This window comes from Acrocarpospora pleiomorpha (assembly GCF_009687885.1).
GTDB classification, from domain to species: Bacteria; Actinomycetota; Actinomycetes; order Streptosporangiales; family Streptosporangiaceae; genus Acrocarpospora; species Acrocarpospora pleiomorpha.
This window is the reverse complement of record NZ_BLAF01000010.1, coordinates 35786-56862: the sequence shown is the minus strand read 5'-3', so window position 1 is coordinate 56862 and position 21077 is coordinate 35786. Positions and strand designations below refer to the sequence as shown.

The 21077-nt window shown below is 69.8% G+C and carries 25 protein-coding genes; 20 read left to right on the top strand and 5 right to left on the bottom strand.

The features are described 5' to 3' along the window. Nucleotides 1-186: 186 nt before the first annotated feature. From Aple_RS09855 to Aple_RS09835, 5 genes are read left to right on the top strand one after another with little or no spacing between them, the layout of a single operon-like run. Nucleotides 187-963, top strand: coding sequence for an IclR family transcriptional regulator (locus tag Aple_RS09855; protein ID WP_246264342.1), 777 nt, complete (start codon nucleotides 187-189; stop codon nucleotides 961-963). A gap of 22 nt (nucleotides 964-985) precedes the next feature. After that, nucleotides 986-1378: a RidA family protein gene (locus Aple_RS09850; protein WP_155344209.1), complete on the top strand. Its 393-nt coding sequence runs from the start codon at nucleotides 986-988 to the stop codon at nucleotides 1376-1378. A gap of 6 nt (nucleotides 1379-1384) precedes the next feature. After that, nucleotides 1385-2383 carry an amidohydrolase family protein gene (locus Aple_RS09845; protein WP_155344208.1) on the top strand — a complete coding sequence of 333 codons (999 nt, stop codon included), beginning with the start codon at nucleotides 1385-1387 and terminating at the stop codon, nucleotides 2381-2383. A gap of 23 nt (nucleotides 2384-2406) precedes the next feature. Then, a complete protein-coding gene (locus Aple_RS09840; RefSeq protein ID WP_155344207.1) occupies nucleotides 2407-3480 on the top strand; it encodes an aromatic ring-hydroxylating oxygenase subunit alpha in 1074 nt (357 codons plus the stop codon). A gap of 16 nt (nucleotides 3481-3496) precedes the next feature. Then, nucleotides 3497-4579 carry a DODA-type extradiol aromatic ring-opening family dioxygenase gene (locus tag Aple_RS09835; RefSeq protein WP_155344206.1) on the top strand — a complete coding sequence of 361 codons (1083 nt, stop codon included), beginning with the start codon at nucleotides 3497-3499 and terminating at the stop codon, nucleotides 4577-4579. Between the two features lie 10 nt (nucleotides 4580-4589). On the opposite strand, the gene Aple_RS09830 is transcribed toward Aple_RS09835, so the two are convergent. Beyond that, on the bottom strand, nucleotides 4590-5534 hold the full coding sequence (locus Aple_RS09830) for a DUF6282 family protein (protein WP_155344205.1): 945 nt from the start codon (nucleotides 5532-5534) through the stop codon (nucleotides 4590-4592). Between the two features lie 246 nt (nucleotides 5535-5780). Here Aple_RS09830 and Aple_RS09825 point away from each other — a divergent pair, with 246 nt between their 5' ends. Next, nucleotides 5781-7319, top strand: a complete 1539-nt coding sequence (locus Aple_RS09825; RefSeq protein WP_155344204.1) for an ABC transporter substrate-binding protein — start codon at nucleotides 5781-5783, stop codon at nucleotides 7317-7319. Nucleotides 7320-7397: 78 nt separating this feature from the next. Here Aple_RS09825 and Aple_RS09820 read toward each other — a convergent pair whose 3' ends face one another. Next, nucleotides 7398-7982, bottom strand: a complete 585-nt coding sequence (locus Aple_RS09820; RefSeq protein ID WP_155344203.1) for a helix-turn-helix domain-containing protein — start codon at nucleotides 7980-7982, stop codon at nucleotides 7398-7400. 118 nt (nucleotides 7983-8100) lie between these two features. Here Aple_RS09820 and Aple_RS09815 point away from each other — a divergent pair, with 118 nt between their 5' ends. From Aple_RS09815 to Aple_RS09805, 3 genes are all read left to right on the top strand, one after another. Next, complete coding sequence (locus tag Aple_RS09815; protein WP_155344202.1) at nucleotides 8101-8937, top strand: EamA family transporter; 837 nt, start codon at nucleotides 8101-8103, stop codon at nucleotides 8935-8937. Nucleotides 8938-9046: 109 nt separating this feature from the next. After that, the gene (locus tag Aple_RS09810) at nucleotides 9047-9484 is read left to right on the top strand and encodes a hypothetical protein (protein ID WP_155344201.1); all 438 of its coding nucleotides are present in this window, start codon (nucleotides 9047-9049) and stop codon (nucleotides 9482-9484) included. Beyond that, nucleotides 9481-9831 carry a winged helix-turn-helix domain-containing protein gene (locus Aple_RS09805; RefSeq protein WP_155344200.1) on the top strand — a complete coding sequence of 117 codons (351 nt, stop codon included), beginning with the start codon at nucleotides 9481-9483 and terminating at the stop codon, nucleotides 9829-9831. Before Aple_RS09810 ends, Aple_RS09805 begins: the two co-directional genes overlap by 4 nt. 29 nt (nucleotides 9832-9860) lie before the next feature. Here the strand turns inward: Aple_RS09805 and Aple_RS09800 are convergent, their stop codons facing one another. After that, the gene (locus Aple_RS09800) at nucleotides 9861-10394 is read right to left on the bottom strand and encodes a MarR family winged helix-turn-helix transcriptional regulator (RefSeq protein ID WP_155344199.1); all 534 of its coding nucleotides are present in this window, start codon (nucleotides 10392-10394) and stop codon (nucleotides 9861-9863) included. A gap of 71 nt (nucleotides 10395-10465) precedes the next feature. On the opposite strand from Aple_RS09800, the gene Aple_RS09795 reads away from it, so the two are divergent. From Aple_RS09795 to Aple_RS09755, 9 genes are all read left to right on the top strand, one after another. Next, nucleotides 10466-10942 carry a nitroreductase/quinone reductase family protein gene (locus tag Aple_RS09795; protein ID WP_155344198.1) on the top strand — a complete coding sequence of 159 codons (477 nt, stop codon included), beginning with the start codon at nucleotides 10466-10468 and terminating at the stop codon, nucleotides 10940-10942. Between the two features lie 83 nt (nucleotides 10943-11025). Next, entirely contained in the window at nucleotides 11026-12210 is a 1185-nt protein-coding gene (locus tag Aple_RS09790) for an erythromycin esterase family protein (protein WP_155344197.1), read from the top strand. A 150-nt stretch (nucleotides 12211-12360) separates the two neighbouring features. Continuing rightward, on the top strand, nucleotides 12361-13128 hold the full coding sequence (locus Aple_RS09785; protein ID WP_155344196.1) for a maleate cis-trans isomerase family protein: 768 nt from the start codon (nucleotides 12361-12363) through the stop codon (nucleotides 13126-13128). A 24-nt stretch (nucleotides 13129-13152) separates the two neighbouring features. Beyond that, a complete protein-coding gene (locus Aple_RS09780) occupies nucleotides 13153-13791 on the top strand; it encodes a VOC family protein (protein WP_155344195.1) in 639 nt (212 codons plus the stop codon). Next, nucleotides 13791-14039, top strand: coding sequence for a hypothetical protein (locus Aple_RS09775; protein WP_155344194.1), 249 nt, complete (start codon nucleotides 13791-13793; stop codon nucleotides 14037-14039). Before Aple_RS09780 ends, Aple_RS09775 begins: the two co-directional genes overlap by 1 nt. After that, complete coding sequence (locus Aple_RS09770) at nucleotides 14036-15268, top strand: alpha/beta fold hydrolase (RefSeq protein ID WP_155344193.1); 1233 nt, start codon at nucleotides 14036-14038, stop codon at nucleotides 15266-15268. The genes Aple_RS09775 and Aple_RS09770 overlap by 4 nt, the downstream gene beginning before the upstream one ends. 72 nt (nucleotides 15269-15340) lie before the next feature. Then, nucleotides 15341-16990: a (2,3-dihydroxybenzoyl)adenylate synthase gene (locus Aple_RS09765; protein ID WP_155344192.1), complete on the top strand. Its 1650-nt coding sequence runs from the start codon at nucleotides 15341-15343 to the stop codon at nucleotides 16988-16990. A gap of 80 nt (nucleotides 16991-17070) precedes the next feature. Beyond that, the gene (locus Aple_RS09760; protein WP_155344191.1) at nucleotides 17071-17787 is read left to right on the top strand and encodes a TetR/AcrR family transcriptional regulator; all 717 of its coding nucleotides are present in this window, start codon (nucleotides 17071-17073) and stop codon (nucleotides 17785-17787) included. A 94-nt stretch (nucleotides 17788-17881) separates the two neighbouring features. Next, complete coding sequence (locus Aple_RS09755) at nucleotides 17882-18904, top strand: NAD-dependent epimerase/dehydratase family protein (protein WP_155344190.1); 1023 nt, start codon at nucleotides 17882-17884, stop codon at nucleotides 18902-18904. Nucleotides 18905-18998: 94 nt separating this feature from the next. On the opposite strand, the gene Aple_RS09750 is transcribed toward Aple_RS09755, so the two are convergent. Further along, nucleotides 18999-19466 carry a nuclear transport factor 2 family protein gene (locus Aple_RS09750; protein ID WP_155344189.1) on the bottom strand — a complete coding sequence of 156 codons (468 nt, stop codon included), beginning with the start codon at nucleotides 19464-19466 and terminating at the stop codon, nucleotides 18999-19001. A 270-nt stretch (nucleotides 19467-19736) separates the two neighbouring features. Further along, the gene (locus Aple_RS54335) at nucleotides 19737-19940 is read right to left on the bottom strand and encodes a TetR family transcriptional regulator C-terminal domain-containing protein (protein WP_246264346.1); all 204 of its coding nucleotides are present in this window, start codon (nucleotides 19938-19940) and stop codon (nucleotides 19737-19739) included. Between Aple_RS54335 and Aple_RS54330 the strand changes: the two genes are divergently transcribed. Continuing rightward, a complete protein-coding gene (locus Aple_RS54330) occupies nucleotides 19897-20103 on the top strand; it encodes a zinc-binding dehydrogenase (RefSeq protein ID WP_246264320.1) in 207 nt (68 codons plus the stop codon). The genes Aple_RS54335 and Aple_RS54330 overlap by 44 nt on opposite strands. Before the next feature lie 282 nt (nucleotides 20104-20385). Further along, nucleotides 20386-20982: a DUF1707 SHOCT-like domain-containing protein gene (locus Aple_RS09735; protein WP_155344188.1), complete on the top strand. Its 597-nt coding sequence runs from the start codon at nucleotides 20386-20388 to the stop codon at nucleotides 20980-20982. The last annotated feature ends 95 nt before the right edge of the window (nucleotides 20983-21077 follow it).

Genomic DNA, 21077 nt, shown 5'->3' with positions numbered 1-21077 from the left:
CTCAGCCGCGGCACCATGGGCCTTGCGTTCATAGTACGAACATTATGTTCACTTCTCGACGAGAGGTGTCAAGGGCGTACCTGAAAGGACCTAAGCTGTTGGGTTGCCTCACACCACGGAGGTAGATACAGTCGTGGGCGAACGTGATGTTCACATTACGCACAGAAGAGGAGGAGCGCGGTGACCATGCCGGAGACGACGGCGAGCACTCCTGGGCGCGCCGACATCCAGGCCGTCGACAGGGTCGGCCAGATCCTCGGCCTGTTCGCCGACGGCACCACCCATCTCACCACCAACGGCGTCGCGCTGGCGCTCGGCCTCAACCGCACGACCGCGCACCGCTACCTGACGTCCATGGCCGCGGAGGACCTGCTGCGGGTCTCCACGGACCCGCCCGGATACGGCCTGGGCAGCCTGATCCTGCGCCTCGGCGGGCAGGCCATCGGCAAGCGCCGCGTGGTGGCGATCTCGGCCGAGCGCATGACCCGCCTCGCCGACAAGGTCGGCACCACGATCTCGCTGAGCCTGTGGACCCCCGCGGGCCCGGTCGTCGCCCGGGTGCAGGAGCCGCAGGGCCGCGGCATCGTGCTGACCTACCGGGTCGGCACCGTCATGCCCGTCGACACCGCCCAGGCGGTGGTGTTCCTCGCCTTCAGGCGGGACGCCGAGGACGTGGAGGAGTCGCTCCGCTCCCTGCCCGAACCGGCCCAGAGCATCACCAGGGCCAAGGTCGGGGAGGTCCGGCGGACCGGCCTGGCCACCGCGGTCAGCGAGGTCAACGGCACCTGCGGCCTCGCCGCCCCGATCTTCGACAGCACCGGCGTCTGCGCCGCCCTGGCCATCGTCGACACCATCGGCTCCGCCACCAACTCCGCCTTCTCCCACCGCCTGGGGCACCTGCAGGAGGCCGCGCAGGACCTGACCGCCCGGCTCGGCGGGTCGGCGCCCGACTGGATCGGCTGAAACCCCCGTCGAGAGGATCAGCGTGACCCGCCGCTCGATCGTCGTGCCCGGACTCGGGCACAACTCCTCCCCCATCCCGGCCGCGGGCCTCGTCGGGCCGCTGCTGGTGACCGGCAGCGTGTCGGGCGTCGACCGGAGCACCGGGACGGTCCCGCCCGGCCTCCCCACGCAGGTACGCAACCTGTTCGGCAACCTCCGCGCCATCGTCGAGGCGGCCGGCGGCACCATGGACGACCTCGTCAAGCTGACCTTCCTCGTGCCCGACCGATCGGCCCGCGCGGAGATCGACCCCGTCTGGTGCGAGACCTTCCCCGACCCCGCCTCCCGGCCCGCCCGGCATGTCTCCGTTTACCGCGACCTGCCGCCCGGCCTGCTGCTGCAGTGCGAGGCCATCGCCCACATCGCGGAGGACTGAAACGCCATGGTCATCGACGCGCACGCCCACCTGAACGCCCCCGAGGTCTTCTACGCCTACAAGGCGCGCCTGCAGTCCTCCGGCGGCCACCACCGCGGCGACCCGAAGATCAGCGACGAGGCCCTCGCGGCGGCCGCGGCCCGCAACGTGGCCGCGCTCGACGAGGTCGGCACCACGATGCAGCTCATCTCCCCGCGCCCCTACCAGCTGATGAGCTCGGCCCGGCCGGAACGCGTCGTGCACTGGTGGGTCGAGGCCAACAACGACCTCATCCGGCGGTCGGTGGACCTGCACCCGGACCGGCTGGCCGGCGTCGCCGCGCTGCCGGTCTGCGCGGGCCGCCCGGTCGAGGAGGCGCTGGCCGAGCTGGACCGTGTCGCCGCGATGCCGCAGTTCGTGGGCGTGTGCCTCAACCCCGACCCCAGCGAGGGCGCGGGCACCACGCCGCCGCTGGGCGGCGCGTACTGGTATCCGCTGTTCGAGCGGCTGGTCGCGCACGACCTGCCCGCGCTGGTGCACTCCGCGGGCTGCTTCAACGAGCGGGAGACCTACAGCGAGCACTTCATCACCGAGGAGTCGATCGCGATCCTCACCGTGCTGCGGTCGGACACGCTGGCCGACTTCCCGGAGCTGAAGCTGATCATCGCGCATGGCGGCGGCTCGGTGCCGTACCAGATCGGGCGGTGGCAGGCCGAGCGGCTGATGCCGAGCCTCGGCGGCTCGCCCGGCGCCGAGCGCTTCGAGGTGTCGCTGCGCCGGCTGTGGTTCGACACGGTCCTGCACAACCCGGCGTCGCTGCGCCTGCTGCTGGAGACCGTCGGCCCGGACCGCTGCCTGTTCGGCACCGAGCGGCCCGGCAGCGGCTCGGTCGCCGACCCCCGCACCGGGCGGCATCTCGACGACATCAAGCCCGTCATCGACGCGATGCCGGGACTCAGCGAAGGCGAGAAGCAACTCGTGTTCGAGGGCAACGCCCGGAAGGTGTTCAGCCGCCTGCCGTGCTGACCCGGAACGGAGGAGAGAAACCAATGGTCCAGCCCACCGCCACGCGGGCCTCCACCGACCCCCGCCCGCCGTTCGTCCGCAACGCCTGGTACATCGCCGCCCTGCGCTCGGAATGCGGCGAGCGCATGCTCGCCCGCAGCGTCCTCGGCGTCTCCGTGACGCTGCTGCGCACCAGGAGCGGGCGCATGGTCGCGCTGCGCGACCGCTGCACGCACCGCGGCTACCCCCTGTCCGAGGGCACGCTCGGACCCGACGACGTCATCACCTGCGGCTACCACGGCTTCCGCTTCGACGCCGAGGGCGCCTGTCTCAGCGTGCCCGGGCAGAGCGGCGTCCCCGGCGGTTCCGACCTGCGGTCCTTCCCGACCGCGGAAAACGGGCCGTTCGTGTGGATCTGGATGGGCGACCCCGCGCTCGCCGACCCCGCCGAGATCCCGGCGGAGACCGGCTTCGGCGATCCGAGCTTCCGGTTCGTCTCCGGGCACGTGGTCATCGACGCCGGCCACACGCTGATCGCGGACAACGTGCTCGACCTGTCCCACGAGTCGTTCATCCACGCCACCAAGATCGGCTCGCGGGAGGTCGCGGAGACCGGCATCACCAGCGAGTCCGACGAGAAGCGGTGGCTGGTCCGGGCCTCGCGCGTCATGCGTGACGTGGAGTGCCCGCCCACCTACCGCGAACGGACCGGCCTGCGCTCCCCCATCGACCGCGAGCAGCACATCAGCTTCTTCGTCCCGTCGCTGTACGTGCTGGACGTCATGGTCGTGGCCGCCGAGTCGCAGCACGATCCCGCGACCGGGCCCCGGCGGCCGTACCTCGGGAAGGTCGTCTACGGCCTCACGCCGCAGTCGGAGAAGCGCACGCACTACTTCTTCGCCATCGGCCGGGACTACGCCCAGGACGACCCCCAGATGGACGCGGCCGTGCACGAGGGCCAGCTCTGCCTGATCGACGAGGACGCGTACGCGGTGGCGGTCCTGCAGCGCCTGGCCGATGAGGAGGGCCCCATGCCCGAGGTGAGCACCCGGCTGGACACGGCCGCGCTCATCGCCCGCCGCATGCTCGCCCGGCGGCTGCGAGCCGAGACCCGCTGACCCGCTGGGAGGACATATGGCATCGATCGTCCTGGGCGCCGCCACGTCGCACACCCCGCTGCTCATCCTGCCGCCCGCCATGTGGCTGGAGTACGCCGAGCGCGACGAGCACAACCCCGAGCTCGTCTTCCGGGGGCGGGCGATGAGCTACCAGGAGGCCGTGGCCACGGTCGTCCCGGACTGGATCCGCGCGCGGCCGCGCGACCTCGCCACCTTCGAGCGGCAGTCGGCGCGGTGCCAGGCCGCGCTGGACGAGCTCGCCCGCGACCTCGCCGCCGCCCGCCCGGACGTCATCCTGATCATCAGCGACGATCAGGACGAGTGGTTCTACGAGTCCAACATGCCGGCGTTCTCCATCTTCTGGGGCGACACCGTGCCGCTGATCCCCCGGCCGAAGCCGGTGCGGGGCACCGAGCGGCAGCGCCTGATGGACCAGCTGGTCGCCGACGGCTACGGCGACGCGCGCCGCGATGTGCCGGTCGACTCCGGGCTCGGCCGCCATCTCGTCGAGTACCTCATCGAGCACGACTTCGACGTGAGCCAGATGACGTACGTCGAGGAGAGTTACGGCGGCCGGGTCGCGCGGCGCTACCCGGCCGGCGACGGCGAGCTCGATGTCGTACGCGAGACGCCGTTCCGCCCTCAGGGGCTCCCGCACGGCTACGCGTTCGTGGTGCGGCGACTCCTTGGGGAGGGGCACCCGCCGATCCTGCCGATCTCGCAGAACACCTGCTACCCGCCGAACGCGGTGACGCCGCGGCGGTGCCACGCGCTCGGCGCGGCGCTCGCCGGGGCCGTCGCGGCGTGGGACGACGACGTGCGGGTCGCCGTGATCGCCTCCGGCGGGCTCAGCCACTTCGTGGTGGACGAGGAGCTCGACCGTTCGCTGCTGCGGGCGCTGCGGGAGGGCGACACCGCGACGCTCACCTCGCTGCCCAGGGAGCGGCTGTACTCGGCCACGTCGGAGTGCCTCAACTGGGTCACCCTCGGCGCGATGATGGCCGGGACCGGCCTGGCCATGGAGGAGCTGGCCTACGAGCCGGTCTACCGCACCGAGGCCGGCACCGGGGCGGGGCTGGGGTTCGCCCGCTGGACCTGAGCGCGTGGCGTCAGGCCGGCAGCAGCCTGGCCGGGTTGGCGGCGACGGCCGCGGCCAGGTCGGCGGCGGGCCGGCCGAGATCGAGCAGCCCGCGCAGCACCCTGCGCACGGTGTGGACCGGGCGCGGGCTGCGCGGCGGGCCGGTGTCGGAGCTGATGATCACACGGTCGGCGGGGAGCGCGTCCAGGAAGCGGGCGAGGTCCTCGGGGAGCAGGTCGGTGTCGCGCAGGCCGTCAGCCCGGTCGTAGAGGCCGGCGCAGAACTCGACGTGCGCGCCCTGCCCGGCCCAGCCGGCGACGCGGCCGGGGTCGGCGCCGACGATGAAGTCGGGGTGGCTGATCAAGATCCGGCCGACGCCGGCGGCCACCGCGGCGGGCAGCAGCACGTCGATCTCGCCGGCCCCGAGGTGGCCGGTGTTGAGTATCGCGTCCGCCGCGGCGATGAGCTCCAGGATCTCGCGCGCCTCGCGCCTGAGGGCGCCGTCGTCGTCGAGCACCGAGATGGGCGGGCCGGAGCGCAGGGCGAATGCCGCCGCGGGGAAGTCTTCGTGGAAGCACCGGTGCGCGCGGGAGTCGAGGGTGGGGAACCAGACGACGCGCCCGCCCAGCTGAAGGGTGTGCTCGACGGCGTAGGGGTTGAGCCCGCCCACGGCGTGGTTGAGGGCGATCCCGCCGTAGACCTGGATCGGGATCTCCGCCAGGCCGTGCTCGGCCAGCGCGAGGATCTCGGGGACCATGCTGTGGTGGTGCGATTTGGCGACGATCGCACGGTAGCCGACGGCCGCGGCGGCGGTGGCGATCTCGATGATGTCCATGCGGCGGGGCATGGCCGCGGGTTTGGGGTGGGTGTGCAGGTCCACCGCGCCCCGCAGCAGCCGGTCCACCTCCGGGTCGGGCCGGCCGCCCATCCGGTCCAGGTCGGCGATCGTGTACTCCGGGCGCAGGCCGATCCCCATCGTTGACTCCGTTCGCGTTCACATTCCGCTCATCATGTTCGACATCCGAAAGTGGTGTCAAGAAGCCCTGTGCGACGCGCCTAACAATCGGGAGAACAAGGCTTGTGCACGTCCGTTTACTCCCCTACGCTCACGGCAGCCAAGCATTCGCACATGACGTTCACATTATGAACCGTCCCTCTGGCTCCGCGGACGAGTCACCCGATCAACACCATCTCGACGATTCGATCTGAGGAGATGCCAGCAATGCCAAGCCGACCCCCCACACGCGCCATCGCCACGGCCATGGCCGCCGTACTCGCCCTGTCCTCCTGCGGTGGCGGCACCGGGACGAACGCCGGCGCGTCCACCGGCAAGACCGAGATCAGGTTCGGCGGGACCGTGATGTCGACGTTCGACCCCGCCCTGTCGGGGGTGTACCAGCAGAGCTTCCTCACCCCCGTGTACGAGAGCCTGCTCACCCGCGACGCCGCCGGCGAGCTGGTCCCCGGCCTGGCCACCGAATGGAAGCTGTCGGAGGACGGCAAGACGTTCGACGTCACCCTGCGCGACGGGGTGAAGTTCCAGGACGGCGCGCCGCTCGACGCCGACGCGGTCAAACGCTCCATCGAGCGCGGCAAGAACCTGCCCAAGAGCCTGGTCAAGGGGCAGCTCGCCGTGGTGACGAGCGTCGAGGCCGTGGACGCCACGCACGTGCGCTTCCACCTCGACGGCCCGCCCGGGTCGATCGGCAACATCCTCGCCAGCGAGGCCGGCATGATCATCAGCCCGCAGGCGGTGGACAATCCGGATCTCGCCACCAAGCCGGTCGGCACCGGGGCGTACACGCTGGTCAGCAAGACCGACAGCGAGGTCGTCTACAAGGCGTGGGACGGCTACTGGAACAAGGACGCGGTGAAGAACTCCGGCATCCGCTACGTCCAGCAGCAGGATTCCTCGGCCCGGTTCCGCGCCCTGGCCTCCGGCCAGCTCGACCTGATCGGCATGGACGGCTCGCAGATGGCCGAGGCCCAGAGCGCCGGCCTGAACGTCGTGCAGGGCGCGAGCACCAACCTGGTCGGCATCCTGCTCAACCCGAAGGCCGTGCCCGAGTTCGCCGACCCGCTCGTCCGCCAGGCGATCATGCGCGTGATCGACCGCAAGGCGATCGCGGACAACAGCGGCTTCACCGGGGCGTGCACCCCGTCCGCGCAGCCCTTCCCCGAGGGATACTGGGCGCACGTGGACGGCCTGGAGACCGACCCCGGCCTGTCCTACGACGTCGCCGCGGCCAAGGACCTGCTGGCCAAGGCGGGCAAGGCGGACGGGTTCTCCTTCACCCTGAGCACGATCGCGTTCCCGGCCTTCTCCTCGCTGGCCCAGATCCTGCAGGCGCAGCTCGCCCAGATCGGCGTCAAGGTCAAGATCAACGTCATGGACACCAGCGCATACATCGTCGCCCGCGGCGCGGGCAACCTCGAAGCCGGCCTCGGCCAGTACGCCACCGGCCGGCCCGACCCCAGCGCCTTCCTCCAGACGATGTACCTGCCCGACGGGATGTACAACTGGGGCAAGGTCGACTACCCCGGCGCGGCGGACCTGCTGAAGAAGTCACTCGCCAGCACCGACACCGCCGAACGCTCCGTCCCGACCCACGAACTGATCAACCTGGTCACGAAAACCGGCCCGAACCTGGTCCCGATCTGCGCCCTGAGGCAGACCTTCGGCACGAGCACGGCCGTCGAAGGCTTCGGCACGACACTCCTGCAGGAGTACGACTGGCGCGGCATCTCCATTAAGAAGTAGGACCGATGAGAGCGGCCGCGTGCGGGGGACGCGGCCGGGTGGCCGGTGCGGGTGCAGACCCCGGCCGCGCTGTGCGGGTCAGGTTGCGGAAGCGGCGCCGGGTGGCAGGTGAACTGTCATGATCATGTTGCAGGCTTCGGTGCCCGAGCCGCGGTAGGCGTGCGAGGCGTCGCCGTTGAACGTGGCGGTTCGCCCGGCCTCGACGATGTGCTCGGCACCATCGACGACCAGCGTCATCCGGCCAGAGATGACAGTGATGGTTTCCACGACTCCAGCCTGGTGGGCCTGGCTGGAGTATTCCTCGCCGGGTTCCAGACGCCAGCGCCAGATCTCGGCGGGGGCCGGGCCTGAGGTCGTCAGCATGAGCCTCGCCTCGCCGCCCCGTTCTCCCGTCCACAGGGGTATCACGGTGTCGGCGGCCACGATGCGGACGCGGCCTTCGGGTGGCCCCTGCATGAGGGCGGACACCGAAATGCCGAGGGTGTCGGCCAGCCGGACGAGGGTGGCCAGGTTGGGATTGCCCTGGGCCTTCTCCAGCGCCACCAACGCGCCTTTGCTGACCTGCGCGCGTCGGCCGAGTTCCTCCAGGGACAGGCCCGCGCGGGTTCGGGCCGCTTTGACGTTGTGCGCCACCGTGCGCAGGGCTGTGGCCGCCTCGGCCATCTGATCACCATCCTCACGACTGGACCATTTGAATGCACCATGCGGTCGTTTGACTGACATCCATCGGTCAATCTACTGTACTGCGCAGTCGTTCCAGTGAACAGTTAGGGAAAGTGCTGTGATCGCTCTGCTGCTGGCCCTGGGCAGCTCACTCGCCTACGGCTGCGCCGACTTCCTCGGCGGCCTGGGCGCCCGTAAGGCTCATGTGCTGCGTACCGTGATGATCGCGGCCCCGGCCAGTCTCGCGGTCGAGCTGCTGCTGTGGCCGGTGCTCGGCGCCTCCTTCAGCCCCGCGGCCCTCGGCTGGGGAGCCGCCTCGGGGATCGCCTCGGCCGCCGCGTTCGCCCTGCTCTACCGCACCCTGGCGATCGGCCCGATGAACGTGCTGTCACCCGTGACCGCGCTGGTGTCGGCCGCGCTGCCCCTCGGCGTGGGCCTGCTGCAGGGCGAGCACCTGACCGCCGCCGGGCTGGTGGGTCTGCCGCTCGCACTGGTGGCCGTGGTGCTCATCAGCGCCGGACCGGGCGCGGGCTCGGCGCGCCCCTCGCGCGTGGCGCTGCTGCTGGCCTTCGGCGCGGGCGCCGCCATCGCCCTTCAGCTGGTCTTCTTGCACCAGGCGCCGTCCGACAGCGGGGTGGCCCCGCTGATCGTGGGCCGCGCGGTCTCCTCGGCGATCACCCTGGCGGCGGCCGGGCTGCTGCACCGCAAGCTGGGCTCCGAGCGGCCCGCCTACGCGCTGTCGGCAGCCGCGGGCGTACTGGACTCTCTGGCGAACCTGCTGTTCCTGCTCGCCGCCCGCGGCGGAGACCTCGCCGTCGTCGCCGTGATCACCGCTCTATACCCGGCCGGCACGGTCCTGCTCGCCCGCGGCGTGCTCGCCGAACGCATCCACCGCGGCCAGTTCGCCGGCCTGGGCACCGCCGCCCTCGCCGTCAGCCTCCTGGCCCTCACCTGAGCACCGGCCGAGCCGGGCGTGCGGATCCGGTGGGGCCACGAGCTTGCTCTGGCGCATACCGAACAGGCAATCACTTGCCAATCTGGCAACCATGTTCCATTCTGGAGACATGGCGGAAGAGATATCACCCGAGCAGGCGCGTGATGCCCTCGAGCACACCGACCGGTTGTCGCGCCGTGTGCGCGCACGCGCGTACTCCATGCGGCTGTACCTGCTGGTCTGCGCGGCGGGCATCAGCGTGGCGCTGCTCGTGATCGGCTTGGTCGAGCCCGTCGTGCTGAAGACCGTGCTGGCCCTGGCCACCACGATCCTGCCGTTCGCCGCGGTCACCCTGTGGTACCGCAGGCTGCCCGTGCTCGCCCGCACGCCGCCGCCGCCCCGCTGGGGCGCCTACCCGTACGCCTGGGGGACCTGGCTGCTGTGGTGCGCCGCAGCTGGGTTCGGCCTCCTCACCGGCCTGGACGGCCGGCTGGAGTACTGGATCCCGGCGGCGTTGGTGGTCGCCGCTCCGCTGACGTTCGCCGCGCTGAGGGAACCGCGCCCGTGACCGAACCGAACCCGGGAACCCGTCGCACCCACCCACGCCACGACCTGGACGACCTGCTGACCCACGCGGTCCGCCTGTCCATCGTCGCGGCACTCGCCGACGTCGACCGCGCCGAGTTCGCCCTGGTACGCGACAGCGTGGAGATCACCGACCCGATGCTGTCCAAACAGATCGCCCTGCTCGAACAGGCCGGCTACGTCGGTGTGGACAAGGGCAGGGTAGGCCGCCGCACCCGCACCTGGCTCACCCTCACCCCCGACGGCCAGGCCGCCTACCGCCGCCACATCCACGCCCTCCAGGCGATCGCCGGCCTGGCACCCAACGCCGACGCGAGAGACGCGACGTGATGCCGATCCCGCCGGCCGCCGCCTGCTGATCAAGACAAGCAGCGGTCCGAGGCGGACGGTGCTGTCCTGCAGCGTGTGATGATCTCGGCCATCGTGCTGCGGAAGCGCTCGCGGTCGGCGTCCGTGAGCGGGGCGATGAGGCGGCTGAGTTCCGCGCTCACCTCGGCGTGGAAGGCGGTCGCCGCCTGGTGGCCGGTGTCGGTCAGGGTTGCCTGCAGGGCGCGCCGATCGCCCGGCACGGATGATCGCTGGGCGAGCCCGCGCCGCTCCGCCCGGTCCATCAGGCCGGTGAGGGCCGCCTTCTCGACGCCGAAGCAGGAGGCGAGGTCGGCCATGCCTCGGGGGCCGTCGAGCAGGACGCACAGGAGTTTGGCCTGGACGGGGGTCAGGTCGTGGCGTTCGGAGACGCGGGCGTAGACGCCCTGCACCAGGGCGGTGAGCTGGACCAGTCCGGTGGCGACGTCCAGGTCCGGGTCGCCTGCGCCGGTGGGCTGGGTGTCGGTAGTGCAGCCGAGTCCTGCTGCGGGGTCGGTGGACGTGCTCGTTTGCCCCGTTTTGGCCATGGCACTATGGTACACGTCGCATATAGTTAATATCACGTACAGTACGCGTCATTAACAATGGAAGGACTAACATGAGCTTTGACACACCTGCTGGAACCCGTGGCACCCGCCAGCCCTCCGGGTGGGCGTTCCGCCAGCTGAACAAGCTGATGGCCAGGCGCATCCGCCGTAAGGGCGGCGGCACGTTCATGGGTTTCAACGCCCTGATCCTGACGACCGTCGGCCGCAAGAGCGGTGCCGAACGCACCACTCCGGTCGGCTGGTTCCCCGGCCCGGACGGCAGCTACCTGATCGTGGCCTCAGCAGCCGGAGCCACGGGAAACCCGGCTTGGTACTACAACCTCGCCGCCCACCCCGACCAGGTCCGGATCGAGGTCGACGGCCGCACGATCGCCGTGACCGCCGAGCAACTCCACGGAACCGAACGCGAACAGGCCTGGCGGCAGATCACCACCACCGCCTCCCGCTTCGCCTCCTACCAGGACAAGACCGACCGGGAACTGCCGATCATCCGCCTGACGCCCCGATCCGGCCAGGATGGGCCGTAACCACACTTTGAAGGTACGTCCTCGCCAACAGCCGGAAATGCCGCCAAAGTTTACACAGTGGGTTCAACGATACGGTTGAAGGCATGACGACCTCGATCCGGGACGTCGCCCGTCCCTTCGCCGGTGGCGCCCTCACCGCGCTCCTGTCCCCCGCCACCCGCCTGCTCGGCCTCGGCGAGCCCACCCACGGTGTCGAAGCCTTCCTCGAGCTGCGCAACGAGCTCTTCCGCCACCTAGTCGAACACGAGGGCTACCGCTCGATCACCATTGAGAGCGACTGCTTGTCGGCCCTGATCGCCGACGCGTACGTCACCGACGGCATCGGGGCCCTCGACGACGCGATGAGTCACGGTTTCAGCCACGGCCTCGGCGCCGCACCCGCCAACCGCGAGCTCCTGCGCTGGATGCGCGCCTACAACGAGCCGCGTCCCCTTTACGAGCGGCTCCGCTTCTACGGCTTCGACGGCCCTCTGAAGATAACCGGCCCCGCCAGCCCCCGCCCGGCCCTGACCGCACCGTACGACTACCTCGTCGCCCACCTCGACCTGCCCTGGAGTCGCGAGACACTCGACGAGCTGCTCGGCCCCGACGAGCGCTGGACCAACCCCGCCACCTTGATGGATCCCACCCAGTCCGTCGGCCGCACCTCCGAGGCCAAGGAACTGCGCCAGATCGCCGACGACCTGCGTGCGCTGCTCACCTCGCACTCCCCCCACCTGACGGCCGCCACCTCCCCCGACGACTGGTGGCGCGCCGACCTGCACGCCCGCACCGCCGCCGGGCTCCTGCGCTACCACGCCGGCATGGCCGACACCACGCCCGCCCGCATGGGCTCGCTCATGTGCCTGCGCGACACGATGATGGCCGACAACCTCGACGCCATCGTCCGCCGCGAGGCCCGTCGCGGCCCCACCCTCGCCTTCGCCCACAACCGCCACCTGCAGCGCGACAAGAGCCACATGCACTTCGCCGGCCAGCCGCTCCAGTGGTGGAGCGCGGGCGCCATCATCGGCACCCACCTCGGCGACCAGTACGCCTTCGCCGCCACCACCTTCGGCACCCGCGGCTCCGACATCCCCCATCCCGACACCCTCGAAGGACTCCTGTCGACCCTCCCCCACGCCCGCGCCGTCGTCGATCCCGCTCACCTCGCCGCAACCCTCGACCGGAAGCTGACGCCCCGCGTCCCAGCCGACCACACATACTTCTCCCTCGACCCGGCCACCATCGACCAGATCGACGCCATCGCCTTCCTCACCGAAATCTGAGCCACCCATGGGGTCAACGGCCAGCCGCGTGCCGGCACTCTCCCGCACGCGGAGCGCATGGTGACGCATGCAACCGTCAAGATTACTGACGCTAGTGTAGACTTTTCAGCGTTAGAGTTGAGACCGGTTCACACCATGAAGGGAAGCCCCATGAAGCACGTCCGCGTCGGACTCGTGGTCCCCAGCTCTAACGTCACAGTCGAGACCGAGATGCCGCAGATCCTTGCCCGACACCCTGAGGCCTCGTTCTCCTTCCACTCCTCGCGCATGCGGATGGCGAAGGTCTCACCGGAGGGGCTGGCCGCGATGAACGCGCAGCGCGAGCGCTGCGTCATCGAGTTAGGCGACGCCACGCCCGACGTCATCCTGTACGCCTGCCTGGTCGCCATCATGGTCGGCGGAGCCGGTGAGCACCGCCGGATCGAGGGGCTCGCGGCCGAACAACTCGCGACCGGCGGCTCCGAGGCGCTCGTGCGCTCGAGCGCGGGCGCGCTGATCGAGGGGCTGCACGGACTGAGGGCCAAGCGGATCGCGTTGGTGATGCCATACATGCGGCCGCTGGCCCAGCAGGTCGTGGACTACCTCTCGGCCGAGGGTTTCGAGGTCGCCGACTGGCGCGCTTTGGAGGTCGAGGACAACCGCGAGGTCGGCTGCATCGCCGGCGACCGCGTCATGGCGGCCGCGCGAACCCTGGACCTGGACGGTGTCGACGGTGTCGACGCGGTCGTCATCTCGGCCTGCGTTCAGATGCCCTCGCTCGCCCTCGTCGAAGCCGCGGAACGGGAGTTCGGAGTCCCGGTCATCTCCGCGGCCACGGCCGGCGCCTACAGCATTCTGCGGGCGAACGGCCTCCCCCTGAGCATCGCCGGAGCCGGCTCGCTGCTGGGCTCCGAGGCCGCGGCCGTCCAGCCGGCCTGAGACGACAACTCGAAGGAGCTCACCATGAACCAGCTCGACGACCAGCACCTCGTGACCGGAGTCGACCACGCGGCGTTCCCGACGTTCGACCCGGCCGGCACCGTGCGGTTCTACCGCGACGTCCTCGGCTTCCCCGTGGTGCACTCGATCTGCGCGGCCGGCTGGGGGCCTGACGACCACCCGGACTTCATCCACTTCTTCTTCGACATCGGCGGCGGAGACCGGCTCGCCTTCTTCTACTACTTCAACTGGCCTCAGCCTGACACCACCGTGGGGCTTGGCGACGTCTACGCCCGCTTCCCCGAGGGCACCCCCGAATGGTTTGTCCGCTCCCGCCACCTCGCACTCCATGTGGACTCCGAGGAGCACATGCTCGAGTACCGCCGACGGCTCGACGGCAGCGAGTGGCCGGTCGAGATGCAGATCCAGCACGAGACCATCGAGTCGATCTACACCCACGACCCCAACGGATACATGGTCGAGATAACCCGCCCTATGCGCCCGGTGACTCCCCAGGAAGATCTCGACGCCAACCTCACCATCGACGCCCTCGTGGACATCGTGCGGAAGCCGGGTCACTCCATGGACGATCTCCTCGTCCGCAAGGCCGAGCTCATCGTCGAGCGGGCCGAGGCGTGGACACGCGCGCAGGAGGTCCGCTGATGGGCGGCCGCCTGTTCGTGCTCGATGTCCCTGAGAACACGCCCATCGTCGAGGTCGCCCGCGCCCTGCCGGCGGTCACGGTCGGCACGCTCGGACCGTACCTCGTGATCGAGTCGGAGGCGCCGATCTCCATCGACCGCCGCGCGACCGGAGTCCGGCACGCTGTCTGGTACAGCTGCGTCGCAGGCCTCGACGGCGTGCGCATCGCCCAGTGGACCAAAGACGTCCTGCGTACGGTGGCCCGATGACCGACCCGGCTCGCGGGCTCGGCGCCGGACGGTACACCGAGGCGATACCCGAGCCAGATGCGGTCACCACGTCGGTGCACCAGTTGCGGACCTTCGATGGCGCGAACGTCGTCGGTGTGCTTCGCCGCCCGGCCGGCGCCCGCACCGTCGTCACGCTCATGCACCCGCGGCAGGACGTGACCCACCATGCGCTCGTGCCCCTCCTGCTCGGATCCGGGCTCGCGGTGTGGACACAGGGCTCGCGGTCGCCCAACAACGACCTCAATCTGCTGCACGAGCAGGCGATCCTCGACTTCGCCGCGGGCCAGGTGTTCCTGCGCGAATGGGGCTTCGAGTCCGTGGTGGCGCTCGGGCACTCGGGAGGCGGCACGCTGGCGGCGTTCTACATCCAGCAGGCCTCGCTGCCGCCGGGGCTCCGCCTGACGCACACGCCATCGGGCCGGCCGGTCCCGCTGGGCGAGGCCGTGATGCCGCTGCCGAGCGGGTTCGTCGCACTGGCTCCGCACCCGGGGCAAGGGGCGTTGCTGCAGCGGGTCATCGACCCCTCGGTCGTCGACGAGGGCGACCCGCTGTCGCGCGACCCGGGCCTCGACCCCTTCAACCCGGCGAACGGCTTCGTCGACGCGCCGGGGCCGACGCGCTTCTCCCCCGACTTCGTCGCCGCCTATCGCGCGGGACAGCGAGCCCGGGTCGCCCGCATCGACGCCATCGCGGCCGAGATGAACGCGGCACGACGTGGGGCAGACGCCTCGTTCCGCGACGGGGGTTCCGCCATGGATCGGCGTGCCGCGATCGCTCCGGCCCTGGTCACCGTCTACCGCACCGACGCCGACCTGCGAAACGTCGACCTGACGCTGGACCAGAATCTGCGACCGTACGGCTCCCTGTTCGGGCGCCGGCCAGACCTCACCAACTACGGACTGGTGGGCTTCGGCCGGTTGTCCACGGCGGAAGCGTGGATGTCGACGTGGAGCGCCTCGACGACCAACGCCGGCTTCCTCCGCTGCGCCGCGAGCATCGAGGTGCCGACGCTCCTGCTCGAGTTCGCCGGAGACCAGGCCTCGTTCCCGACCGATATCGAGCGGTTCGCAGCGGCGATCCCCGCGGCTGACCTCACCGTCGAAGCCGTGGACGGGACCCACTTCGGGGACCGCTTGACGAAGGGGGCGCCCACGGGCAACGAACTGGCCGCCGTACGCATCGACAGCTGGGTAGGCGAGCGCTTCTAGGTGCGTAGCAATTCTTTCGAGTCGGCGCAGCCCGTCCGGTAGCGTCGACGGACACCTCCGGAGGTTTCACTCATGGACTGGGCTGGACGACTTGCCCCATACCCCTCCGACACTGTGCGCCAGTACCGCGCCTCCGGCCTGTGGGGCACGCGCACCGTCGCCACCGAACTGCATGAGGTCGCCGTGCGACGCGCGCCGCATCCCGCTGTGGTCGCAGCCGAGGGATCACTCTCCTACGCCGAGTTGGACAAGGCCACAGACCGGCTCGCCCTGGGCCTGTCGAATGCGGGACTGGCGCCCGGCGACCGGGTCGTGGTGCAGCTGACCAACCGGCTCGAATCGATCGTGGCCTGGTACGGCATGCTCAAGGCCGGGCTGATCCCGGTTTGTACGCTCGCCGCCCATCGCGCACACGAGATCGGCCCGATCAGCCGCAAGGTCGGCGCCGTCGCCCACCTGGTCGAGTGGAGCCCATCGGGGTTCGACCTGGTGGCCTTCGCCGTCGAACAGCAGGTCGACCATCCCACGATGCGGCTGGTGCTCACCGCCGGCGCGCCCGCCGGCGCCCCGGGTACCTCGATCGAGCGCCTCGCCGACACCGACCCGGCGCTCGCCCGCGAGCGCGTCGAGGCGATCCAAGCGGCGATCGACCCCGACGACATCGTCTGCTTCCAGCTGTCCGGCGGCACCACGGGCGTCCCCAAGGTCATCCCGCGGTTGCACGCCGAGTACTGGTACAACGCGAGGTCCTACGCCGAAGCAGGCGGCTGGGACGAGAGCACACGCGTCGCCCACCTGATCCCGATCATCCACAACGCGGGCATCACCTGCGGCTTGCACGCGACCCACAGCGTCGGCGGCACCCTTGTGCTCGGCACGCCGGTCCTGGACCAGGCCCTCCCCGTCGTCGCTCGCGAGCGGACGACCGACGTGCTCATCGGCCACGGCCATTTCGGCATCGTGGACCATCCCCTCTTCGAGGAGGCGATGACCGCCATGAAGCGCGTGGTGCTCTCGGGCGCGAAGGTGCCCGCTCGTGTCTTCGAGGCCTTCGAGAGCCGCGGGGTATGGGTCGGCCAGAAGTTCGGCATGGGCGAGGGTTTCTTCACCATGTCGACGGCTGCCTCGACTCGCGAGGCGAGGCTCACGACCGTCGGCGTCCCGGTCTCACCGTACGACGAGTTCCGGGTCCTCGAGCCGGGCACGGAAACCGAGGTGCCGGATGGCGCTGTCGGAGAGCTCGCCTGTCGCGGGCCGTACACCATCCGGGGTTACTTCGACGCCCCCGGCATCAACTCCTCGGCGTTCACCTCCGACGGTTTCTACCGCACCGGCGACCTCGTCGCGGTCCGGACCGTGGGCGGCGAGCGCAGCATCAGCGTTGAGGGCAGACTGAAGGACCTCATCAACCGCGGTGGGGAGAAGGTGAGCGCCGAGGAAGTCGAGACGCTGCTGATGCGACACCCTCGCATCGTCGCCGCGGCGGTCGTGGCGATGCCCGACGAGAGGCTGGGTGAGCGCGCCTGTGCCTATCTCGTCACCGCGGGCGAGCCTTTGACCATGTCTGAGGTGCAGAACCACCTCAGCTCGCTGTCGCTGGCGAAGTTCAAGTGGCCCGAGCGGCTCGAATGGATCCCAGAGCTGCCGAGGACACCCCTGGGCAAGCTCGACAAGAAGCTGCTCCAGCGCGACATCACCGCGAAGGTCACGACCGGGCGATGAGGAGTTCTCGTGCCTGAAATCCGACGCACAAGGCGAAACGCCAACGCAGGCGTCGGCTCGCGCGGGTAGCGTATGGAATCATGGAGAACACGAACGGCGGCGAGGTCGAGGCACCGAAGAAGGCCGGGGTACGCCGAGGTCTCATGCAGCACGAGATCTTTGAGCAGGCCACTCGCCTGTTCGCTGAGCGCGGGTTCGCCGGCACGAGTTTTCAAGACATCGCCGACGCCGTCGGCTTGACCCGGCCTGCGCTTTACCACTACGTCAAGAGCAAGGACGACCTCTTGGCGAAGCTCGTCGCGGAGGTCACCGTCGTCGCCGCGACCGACATCGCAGAGGTCGCGCAGCGCACCGAGCTGTCCGCGACCGAACGAATCCGCGACATCGTGCGCCTCATGGTGCGACACCAGGGCGAGCAAGGCGAGCGCTTCCGCCTGCTGCTGCGCTCGGAGGCGGATCTGCCCGATTCGGTTGCCGGCTCCTACGCCGAGAATCGCCGAGCCGTGCTCCGCTCCCTCACCGAGGTGATCGAGCAGGGCGTGGCACATGGCGAGTTCCGACCGGTCACCCCGACCGTCGCGGCATTCGGCACGCTCGGCATCGTCAACTGGGTGGCCTGGTGGTACCACCCCGGCTCACAGTTCGATCTGGATGCCATCTGCGCCGAGCTCGCGGAACAGGCAGTGCACAGTCTCGCGGCCGAGCAGGGCCGGCCCGCGTCCGCGACCCCGCTCGACGCGGTGCACAGCATTCGACGCGAGATCGATCGGCTGGAGGGACTGCTCAAGGAGGCGTGATCGGTGCGGTGGGCTCCGATCCCGACGCCCGTGAACGAACGCTGATCGCAAATTGTCGGCGGAATTTCACCACTTGGCGCGAAAAAATGGCGTCATGAGAATTCTGGTAATCGGTGGGTCGGTGTTCCTGGGGCGGGCGATCGTGGCGGACGCTCTGCGCCGGGGGCACGAGGTGACGACGTTCAACCGGGGGGTGAGCAGCCCGGACCTGTCCGGGGTGACGGCCGTGCACGGGAACCGCGAGGTTCCGGCCGACCTCGACCGGCTGGTCGAGGGGCGAGAGTGGGACGCGGTCATCGACGTCTGCGGCTTCACCCCCGCCGTCGTCCTGGACGGGGTGCGGCGGCTGAACGGCCGCGTCCCGCACTACACGTTCATCTCCAGCATCTCCGCCTTTCCGGGGTACCCGAGCGTGATCGGGCTGGACGAGAGCGCCCCCCGGCACGAGTGCCCGCCGGACGCCGATGCGAGCCTCGGCGAATACGGGGTGCTCAAGGCCGGCTGCGAGCGCGCGGTCGAGGAGTTCTTCGAGGGCAAGGCGCTCATCATCGAGCCGGGGCCGATCCTCGGCCCGCACGAGAACCTCGACCGCCTGTCCTGGTGGCTGACCCGGATCGAGGGCGGCGGCCGGGTGCTGGCACCCGGCGTCCCTGACCTGCCGATGCAGATCATCGACGCGCGAGACATCGCCGCCTTCACCCTGGACCAGGCCGAACGCGGCGCGACCGGGCGGTACTTCACCACCGGCGAGCCGGGCAAGATCACGTTCGGGGAGTGGCTGGGGCTGTGCGTGGCGGAGACCGGCTCCGACGCCGAACTGGTCTGGGTGGAGGACGAGTTCCTGCTCGCCCACAGCGTGAAGCCGTGGACCGAACTGCCGCTCTGGCTGCCGCGGGGGCCGATGACCTCCGGGATCTGGACGCCCTCCTCCGCCAAGGCCGTCGCCGAAGGGCTGGTCTGTCGGCCGGTGGCGGAGACCGTACGGGACACCTGGGCCTGGCTGCGGGAGATCCCGGTGGCCGAGCGGTCGTTCGGCGGACGGCTCCTGCGGCACGGCATCGACCCAGAGAAGGAAGCCAGGATTCTGGAGCAGTGGGATCATCACATCAGCGGGTGAATTGAATCCCCACCTGACGACGGCGAGTGCCTGCCGATGGTGCGGGTCGAGCCGGCCGACCAGGCGGCCAGGCGCCTTTCCTGCCCTCGTGGCCTCACCGGACGGTCCTGTCGAAGATCTGCTGGTTGCCTCGCTGCCAGTGCTCAACCTGGCGGATCTTGGCGATCCGCCAGTCCTGATCCCGTGTGAGCCGGTACTCGTAATAGCCCACCTGCTGGTGGAACTCCCCATCGGTCATGTCCTTGAGGTAGTGCGTCGCGTTGAGCGTGGACCAGGCCACCGCGCGGTCGCCCTCGATCGAGATCTGATGGTTGGCGCTCACGTGCTGAGTCGCGCTGTAGGACTCGAAGACCCCCCGCACCAACGACACCAACTCGGACCGCTCAAACCGCACCCACCCATCGGTGCGGATGAGATCGACCTCGACCGTCTCGACGAAGCAGGACGAAAAGTCGTCCCATCGGAGTCGATCGATGCTCACGGCGTACTTGCACAGCAGATCCACGATCGCGGCCCGATCCTCGATCGCGCGCAACCGTTCCTCGAGAGATCTTTCCGCCATATTGCGTCCTCCGTCACCTATTCAGCGACTCCAGCACGAGCACGGATCCGGCCGTGGCCTCCTGGACTTGTCCGGTGGCACGCTCCCGCGCCGCTCGCGGCAGCACGGTCCACGACCACGGATGAGCTCTTGCTTTCGTCCACGCAACAGTTCTCGGGGGCTCACCGCTTACCCCTGAGAACTGTGAAGCACACTACCCTCGAACCACATTAGCGTCAATTATTCAACGCACTCGTTTGGACATCCCATGTTCCCTGCCGCGTCGAGGGTTCAGGCCAGCAGGTGGTCGAGGCAGAGGCTGAGCCCACCCTCCAGATGCTCCGCGGAACCTGTGGCGAGCAGGACGGCGACCCCGCCCTGGATGGTGGCGATGACGGCCGCGGCGGTTCGGTCCGGGTCGAGTGCGGGGTTGGCCTCACCGACCGCTAGCGTGGCCTCGATCCCGGCTCGGACGCACTCCTGCCACCGTCGCACCAGCTGCGCGGAGACGGCTCGCGCGGCCGAACTGTTCGCGCTCGTCGAGAGCGGTGAGCTGGTCGTACGGATCGGTGCCCGCTATCCGCTCGCAGCGGCGGCCAAGGCACACGCCGACATCGAGTCGCGCGCGACCACCGGAAAGCTCCTGCTCGTCCCGTGACCGGTGGCGCGGCCAGCCAGGCCCGATGCGGCCACGTCCCGTGAGCGGCGCGCCAGATCGGACGTTCCGGCGCGCCGCCGAACCTCTGGTGCCAGGCAGGCTTGGCCGCCGTCAGACGGAAGCCGTCACCGTCCTCGACGATGTAGCCGGCGCCCATCCCCGTGAAGTGGGCACCCAGGATCAGCAGGTCGGTTCCTGCGCACGACTCGAAGGTAGCCTCAGCCGCCGCTGCACGGTCGGACCATGTGCGTCGGCGGGCGCGTATTTCCGTACCATTGAGGTATGACCGCTGGGCTTCCGGAACCTGTCCCCCGTGGTGAGTTGCGCGTCTCGCATGAGGAACGCGAGGCGGTGGTGGAGCGGCTGAGTACGGCGGCGGCCGACGGCCGGATCGACCTCAGCGAGCTGGATGTGCGGCTGGACCTGGCGTTGAACGCCAAGACTTATGCCGATCTGGCGGCCCTGACCGCCGATCTGCCGCCGGAAGTTCCCGTGAATCAGGAGCCACTGGTTCTCAGGGGAGGCATAAACGGCGCGACACGTTCCGGACGCTGGCAGGTCCCCGCGCGGATCGCCGTGTACGGCGGCATGGCCGCCGCCAAGCTCGATTTCACCCAGACCGAATGCCGGCTGCCTGAGATCGAGATAGAAGCGCACGGGCAGATGGGCGGCGTCACGATCATCATCCCCGACGGGTGGGTGGCGGGGACCGCCGGGATGGACCCGGGCCTCGGTGGTTTCACGGACAAGACCACGTCGCAGCGGCTCCCCAGGACGCCGCTGATCCGCCTTACCGGCACCGGCGGCGCCGGGGGCGTGGTCATCCGCCACCCCAACAGCTGGGAACGCCGAACGCAGCGGCGTCTTCAGGGGCGCTGAGCGACTACAGGTGTAGTACACGCCCCGGACCGTTGAGGCACCTGAGTAGACGCCCAGGCCATTGCGGCACGTGAAGCCGATCGGCTGCTCGCACC

Excerpts from the sequence above, each read along its gene's own strand:
- Aple_RS09855 (WP_246264342.1), top strand. The coding sequence starts at position 187 with ATGCCGGAGACGACGGCGAGCACTCCTGGGCGCGCCGACATCCAGGCC.
- Aple_RS09845 (WP_155344208.1), top strand. The coding sequence starts at position 1,385 with ATGGTCATCGACGCGCACGCCCACCTGAACGCCCCCGAGGTCTTCTAC.
- Aple_RS09840 (WP_155344207.1), top strand. The coding sequence starts at position 2,407 with ATGGTCCAGCCCACCGCCACGCGGGCCTCCACCGACCCCCGCCCGCCG.
- Aple_RS09835 (WP_155344206.1), top strand. The coding sequence starts at position 3,497 with ATGGCATCGATCGTCCTGGGCGCCGCCACGTCGCACACCCCGCTGCTC.
- Aple_RS09830 (WP_155344205.1), bottom strand. The coding sequence starts at position 5,534 with ATGGGGATCGGCCTGCGCCCGGAGTACACGATCGCCGACCTGGACCGG.
- Aple_RS09825 (WP_155344204.1), top strand. The coding sequence starts at position 5,781 with ATGCCAAGCCGACCCCCCACACGCGCCATCGCCACGGCCATGGCCGCC.
- Aple_RS09820 (WP_155344203.1), bottom strand. The coding sequence starts at position 7,982 with ATGGCCGAGGCGGCCACAGCCCTGCGCACGGTGGCGCACAACGTCAAA.
- Aple_RS09810 (WP_155344201.1), top strand. The coding sequence starts at position 9,047 with ATGGCGGAAGAGATATCACCCGAGCAGGCGCGTGATGCCCTCGAGCAC.
- Aple_RS09800 (WP_155344199.1), bottom strand. The coding sequence starts at position 10,394 with ATGGCCAAAACGGGGCAAACGAGCACGTCCACCGACCCCGCAGCAGGA.
- Aple_RS09795 (WP_155344198.1), top strand. The coding sequence starts at position 10,466 with ATGAGCTTTGACACACCTGCTGGAACCCGTGGCACCCGCCAGCCCTCC.
- Aple_RS09790 (WP_155344197.1), top strand. The coding sequence starts at position 11,026 with ATGACGACCTCGATCCGGGACGTCGCCCGTCCCTTCGCCGGTGGCGCC.
- Aple_RS09785 (WP_155344196.1), top strand. The coding sequence starts at position 12,361 with ATGAAGCACGTCCGCGTCGGACTCGTGGTCCCCAGCTCTAACGTCACA.
- Aple_RS09780 (WP_155344195.1), top strand. The coding sequence starts at position 13,153 with ATGAACCAGCTCGACGACCAGCACCTCGTGACCGGAGTCGACCACGCG.
- Aple_RS09775 (WP_155344194.1), top strand. The coding sequence starts at position 13,791 with ATGGGCGGCCGCCTGTTCGTGCTCGATGTCCCTGAGAACACGCCCATC.
- Aple_RS09770 (WP_155344193.1), top strand. The coding sequence starts at position 14,036 with ATGACCGACCCGGCTCGCGGGCTCGGCGCCGGACGGTACACCGAGGCG.
- Aple_RS09765 (WP_155344192.1), top strand. The coding sequence starts at position 15,341 with ATGGACTGGGCTGGACGACTTGCCCCATACCCCTCCGACACTGTGCGC.
- Aple_RS09760 (WP_155344191.1), top strand. The coding sequence starts at position 17,071 with ATGGAGAACACGAACGGCGGCGAGGTCGAGGCACCGAAGAAGGCCGGG.
- Aple_RS09755 (WP_155344190.1), top strand. The coding sequence starts at position 17,882 with ATGAGAATTCTGGTAATCGGTGGGTCGGTGTTCCTGGGGCGGGCGATC.
- Aple_RS09750 (WP_155344189.1), bottom strand. The coding sequence starts at position 19,466 with ATGGCGGAAAGATCTCTCGAGGAACGGTTGCGCGCGATCGAGGATCGG.
- Aple_RS09735 (WP_155344188.1), top strand. The coding sequence starts at position 20,386 with ATGACCGCTGGGCTTCCGGAACCTGTCCCCCGTGGTGAGTTGCGCGTC.